The organism is Pseudonocardia bannensis, from assembly GCF_012911875.1.
Lineage (GTDB): Bacteria > Actinomycetota > Actinomycetes > Mycobacteriales > Pseudonocardiaceae > Pseudonocardia > Pseudonocardia bannensis.
The window spans coordinates 1-3,867 of the sequence record NZ_JAAXKZ010000218.1 but is presented as its reverse complement, the minus strand read 5'-3'; the positions used below and the strand labels follow the sequence as shown (position 1 = coordinate 3,867).

The 3,867-nt window shown below is 64.8% G+C and carries 5 protein-coding genes and 1 pseudogene; 3 read left to right on the top strand and 3 right to left on the bottom strand.

Annotated elements, in window-relative coordinates:
• Positions 1 to 256: 256 nt before the first annotated feature.
• The 3 genes from HF519_RS29455 to HF519_RS30725 all read right to left on the bottom strand — a co-directional run bounded on the left by HF519_RS29455 (position 257) and on the right by HF519_RS30725 (position 2,353).
• Complete coding sequence (locus HF519_RS29455; RefSeq protein WP_169416231.1) at positions 257 to 682, bottom strand: hypothetical protein; 426 nt, start codon at positions 680 to 682, stop codon at positions 257 to 259.
• 500 nt (positions 683 to 1,182) lie between these two features.
• A complete protein-coding gene (locus HF519_RS30730) occupies positions 1,183 to 1,776 on the bottom strand; it encodes an ISAs1 family transposase (protein WP_211170763.1) in 594 nt (197 codons plus the stop codon).
• 130 nt (positions 1,777 to 1,906) lie between these two features.
• The gene (locus tag HF519_RS30725) at positions 1,907 to 2,353 is read right to left on the bottom strand and encodes a transposase family protein (RefSeq protein WP_211170762.1); all 447 of its coding nucleotides are present in this window, start codon (positions 2,351 to 2,353) and stop codon (positions 1,907 to 1,909) included.
• 210 nt (positions 2,354 to 2,563) lie between these two features.
• Here HF519_RS30725 and HF519_RS29445 point away from each other — a divergent pair, with 210 nt between their 5' ends.
• The 3 genes and pseudogenes from HF519_RS29445 to HF519_RS29435 form a co-directional block, all read left to right on the top strand.
• Complete coding sequence (locus HF519_RS29445; RefSeq protein ID WP_211170761.1) at positions 2,564 to 2,920, top strand: oxidoreductase C-terminal domain-containing protein; 357 nt, start codon at positions 2,564 to 2,566, stop codon at positions 2,918 to 2,920.
• A 39-nt stretch (positions 2,921 to 2,959) separates the two neighbouring features.
• The gene (locus HF519_RS29440; protein ID WP_246245418.1) at positions 2,960 to 3,319 is read left to right on the top strand and encodes a 2Fe-2S iron-sulfur cluster-binding protein; all 360 of its coding nucleotides are present in this window, start codon (positions 2,960 to 2,962) and stop codon (positions 3,317 to 3,319) included.
• A 203-nt stretch (positions 3,320 to 3,522) separates the two neighbouring features.
• Positions 3,523 to 3,792: pseudogene (locus HF519_RS29435) on the top strand (IS256 family transposase); the annotation flags it as partial.
• Between the last annotated feature and the right edge of the window lie 75 nt (positions 3,793 to 3,867).

The window sequence follows — 3,867 nt, the reverse complement described above, 5'->3', positions numbered from 1 at the left end:
TGCTGTGGCCGCGTCCTCAAATGCGATGATCGACTCACGCGAGACCCTCACTCTACGCGGTGTCGAACGACCCGACGAACACCCCTAACCGGACAGCTGCCTAAAAGATCTTCATCCACAGGCCTTGACGATTGCTCCCGCGGCTCTCCTCTCGCTGCTCCAAGACACAATCAGGATCAAGGAGCTGCGGGCCGCCTTCATTCAAGCGCGCCGGACGAGCTCAATCCAAGATTGCCCGGTCAAAACCGGAGAGGCGTCAATGCTCCACTTGAAACCTGAAGCGCCCAACAAGAAGTCCCATGTATGCGGAAAGTTCGGTCAATTCCTCGCGAAATTCCCTGGTGGCAATCAGTGCGTTCAGATCAGAATCAGTCACGAGCGCCGCCTTGGCTCGCGCCGCCGTCCTCGCGGATGCCTTCAGACGTTCGATGTACTCGCTGGTGGTGGGGTCCAGGCCTTCGGCCCCACCCAGCAAGGCCGCCACCTCGTAGGCTATGTGACTGTACGCAACCAGGGCGCGAATGGCCTGCTTTCGATCGTTTTGCGACGAAGCTTCGTCGAGCTCATTCTCGATGGATCGGAACTCAGGCAGGAGCATGATCAGGTGATTGATCAGCAGGCGCTGCTCAGTTCGCCGAACGGCCCGTTCTGCAGCTTCGGCTGCTCGCGCAGTGCGCATCACCTGAAGAATAGTAAAGGCGAACCCGACGACGGCTACAAGTAGGCCGAGTAGGCTCAACCAATCGGACACTGACATTTGTCGTTCCGCACCCCCATCCCGAAGGTCGCTCCGTCTACGTCATATCGCCAATCGGGGAGGTCGACGGTGCGCCGCTCATCATTAGTACTGCTTGACGAAGCAGCGCCGGTGTGCCAAGCAATTCGACTCGATGCCTTACTTCAGGTGGCATACAATTCAGCCTCACGACCAGCAGTGAACACGCTAATTGCCAAGGATGACCTATCCTTCTCCTCTCTCGGACGGCCCGCTCGTGGTCAGGCCACCGGGCGGCAGCGGGCGCTTGGCTACCCGTGCAGCGCGCGAACAAACCGCACGGTTGATGAGGTTCCCCTGCTTCTCCGGAGTCTTTGATGACTGGTTCGATCTTGAGAACCAGGAAGGAAGGAAGGCTCTGTTGCCAGCACCGAGGAAGTACCCCGATAAGCAGGGGGTCAGCAAAGTCAGATGATCCTGAGTAGTTGCAGCGGCCGGAGTGGGTCTCGGCCGTGATGTCGTAGTGTGGCGGCGATGTTGGCTGTGCCGGTGAGACGGTGCACGCTGATCGCGAGGTTCCGCAGTGTGGCCATGACCTGGGGGCCGGCGCCGGTGCGGATGGTGGACAGGTCCTCGCCGTAGGTCACGTCGCGGACCCAGTGCAGGCCGTTCTCGATCTGCCAGTGCCCGCGGATCCAGGCAGCCAGCTCCTCGGGGCGGGCCTGGTGCGGGGGTAGGTCGGTGATCGCGTAGACCGTCTCGGTGCGCCACCGCCCCTTCTTCCCGGTGCGGGCCGAGTTCGGGCGGGTGCGGCAGACGATCTGGATGGCCTGGCGGGCGTGCGGGAACGCGATTCCCGCGGCGATCGTGACCGTCTTCAGTACCCGGATCTCCCAGCGGCCGTGGCTGGTCTCGGCGCTGCGATGGCCTTCGGTGACCTGCCGCCAGGGAAGTTCGGCGAGCTGGCGGCGTAGCCGGGGCTGGTTGCCCTTCACGGTCAGCACCCAGTGCGCGCCCCGTGCTACGAGGTCGCCGACGTGCTCGCGTTGGGTGCAACGCATCCGCGGTGATCACCGCCCCGGCGAGATCGACGCCGGTCAGAGTGTCGAGCAACGGCGTGAAGCAGGTGATCTCGCTGGTCTTGCCCTCCACCGCGACCTGCCCGAGCACGACACGGCTGGTGCTGGTCGATCACCGCGAGCAGATGCCGACCCGCCCCCTCGCCGACCTCGCCGGTGGCGGCGCGGCTGGTGTGGCGGGAGCCGCGCAGGGTCTTACCGTCCACTGCCAGCACCCGGCGCCGACCGGCGGGGCGACATCGGTGCACAGATCCTGCACGAAGGCGCCGAGCACGGCGTCGAAGCGGTCGGCATCGACCTTCCCCAACAGCCGACGGATCGTCGCCTCCGACGGGCACCGCCGCGCCGTCCCCAGTACGGCCGCGACCTCGACGGGCAGGTCCGCGACCCACTCGGCGACCGCGACGAACGAGCGCGCCCCGGCCACCACCGCGCACACGGTCGCCGTGAGCACCACCACCAGCCCGTGACGGACACCTCGACGCTTGCGTGGGTCCACGACCTGGGCCAACACCTCCCGCAGGCCCGCGGCGAGCGCGACCGGATCGGGGAGCTCCACCCCGCCCACCTGATCAGCGACAGCAGCGATCGACAAGGATGCAGACGCGGGCACGGCTCTCTTCCGATGATCAAGCTTGGTGTGAGAACCGCAAGATCACCACAAGGGCCGTGCCCGCACTCGCACCCTTGATCGCGTGTCGCCGCAGGTCAATGCCTACTCACCGCGACTCTGCCGAGCCCCTGCATCGGTGACGTCTCCCAGCGCCCCGTGGCGCTGTACAATCGCTCGTTCCGCTTGGAGAGCGTGCCGAACCTAGTCGAGCAGGCCAAGCAGGCAGCCGCTGCGATCACCGGACGTGCTATCCCTCGCCCAGAGGTGCCCTGGTTCTGGTCAGATCAATACGAAAACAAGCTGCAGATCGCCGGCCTGGTGTGTGACACCGACGCACTCGTCGTCAGAGGCGACAAGACACATGGCCAGTTCGCGGTGTTCCATCTGAAGGGCAGCCGCTTGATGGCTGTTGAAGCGATCAACTCACCGGCGGAATTAATCATGGGTAAAAAGCTCATTGCGAGCCGTCGGCCCTCCGAGTGGACAAGCTCGCCGACTCGGCAGTGCGGATGACAGACGTGGCCGCGTGACTGCGGGGCACATCTGGTCCGGATGCGATCCGAGTACGTCGAGAGGGAGGGAGTGGGACGGTTGGCGAAAATTACGTACGTCGAGTACGACGGAACAGAACACGTCGTAGACGTACCGGTCGGGACCTCGGTGATGAAGGGGGCAATAGGCAACAACATCCCCGGTATCGACGCCGAGTGTGGCGGCAACCGCTCCTGCGCCACCTGCCACATCCACGGTGGTGTGCAATGGCGGGATAAGGTGGAGGAAGCCAAGGAGGCCGAACAAGCACTTCTGGAGTATGCGGACGGGGTGGACGAAGACTCTCGGCTCTCGTGCCAGATCCTAGTCACGGCGGAGCTCGACGGGTTGGTGGTGACGATGCCGGAGAGCCAGGGTTGAGCCGTCAGCATCAGGCGAGCACTCGTCCTCTATATCATTCGCCCGCCGCAACTCGGCGTTCTCCTGGCTGAGCCGACGAAGTTCGGCCGCATCGACCGCGGAATCATCGGCGTCCGACCCCGGCCGATGCCGTGTCGCGTTCCTCGGCCTCGATCCAGTTTCGCAGTTAAGGCGCCCCGATCCTGGTGGTGCTTGGCGCGATCCGGCTGCGGCGGGCGCATCACGCCGACTCCACGCTGGCGCTGGCCGCCGAACGAGCTGGACTGCACCCCAACCCCCGGCGCCGCGGGCCAGCCTACGCGAGGGCATGACTGAGACCCTGACCGTGCTCCGCCTCGGCATCCCACGTACCGCTCGCGCGCACGCTTCGCTCAACCAAAGCCATCGAGAGCATGATCTCGATCTGTCGTGATCAGGGGAGCAATGTCATGCGCTGGCGCGACGGCACGATGGCGCTGGGCTGGTGCGCCGCCAAGCCACACGCGCCTGCGATCCCTGGGCGACACGCCGGAGCGGGTGGCACCGATACCGTCGGTGCACCAATCATG